This is a genomic window from Bradyrhizobium sp. CCBAU 65884 (assembly GCF_028128835.1).
Lineage (GTDB): Bacteria > Pseudomonadota > Alphaproteobacteria > Rhizobiales > Xanthobacteraceae > Bradyrhizobium > Bradyrhizobium ottawaense.
On sequence record NZ_LBJU01000026.1, the window covers coordinates 1 to 910 of the forward strand.

1 pseudogene is annotated in these 910 nt (G+C 55.7%); it reads left to right on the forward strand.

Annotation, left to right across the window (positions count from 1 at the left end):
- Positions 1-173: 173 nt before the first annotated feature.
- Positions 174-424, forward strand: a pseudogene (locus XI03_RS40395) (HlyD family efflux transporter periplasmic adaptor subunit); the annotation flags it as partial.
- Positions 425-910 lie beyond the last annotated feature (486 nt).

A 910-nucleotide genomic window follows, 5' to 3' on the forward strand; every position in this document is an offset into this window, starting at 1 on the left:
AACCCGCAATCCTCTCAGACAGGAGGCAATCCTTGCTATGCTTCCCTACATGCCGCGCCAGCGGCTTCGTTCAATCCCGCTCCAAAGGTCCGCTTTCCGGCAAATCCAGTTACGGCAAAACGCCGTTTCTGGATTCTAAATCAACGGCTTGGAAATTCTTCACGGACGACTCGCCAGGCAGCTACGTCCAGGCAGGCAAACCGTGGGTTGGATATCACCCGATGGCGAACTCGTGGCAGAGATTTACGTTTCTCCCAAAGACATCGGCTTCGTGCAGATGGGACAGGCTGTGCGTCTCCAGGTCGATGTCTTCAATCACAATCAATGGGGTGGAATCGATGCGAAAGTGCTAAACGTCGCGCAGGACTTTATCGTCCTAGACAAGAGACTGGTCTTCAAGGTCCGTTGCGCACTCTCGCGGACCGGGGTGAAGATGCCATTGCCGAAGCAATTGCCGCAGGCCGCGACGATACCAATACCGCGATTGCGAACATCCAAGTTGCACGAGGGCTTCTTGAGAGGTTCGGGGACGATCTTTTTCTCGCGACCGAGGAGGCGGATGTTTCGCTTATCGCGCGGCTTGTCGCATATCTCGCGTTGGAAGGACCGACGGGTACAACGAGATCTTGGGGAGCACATGGTAGCCTGGATTGGGGTACGTTATGGGGCGTCAAACAGAAAATCCGGGACTTCACGCCGGCCTTCGTGCTTAAGATCTGCATGAAGGGCGATTTTCGATGGCTGGCGGTCGAGTGTCATCCTCCCAATCGCACGCTACCTGACGACCTTCACGTCAGAGTTCGAGCCCGGACACTGCCCATATCTGGGATTCCTGTCTTAGCATTCTCTCCGACCGACGTTTAGAAGACGCTCCCGCATGCGTGGAGGAGATCGGTTACGCAGCATCGGT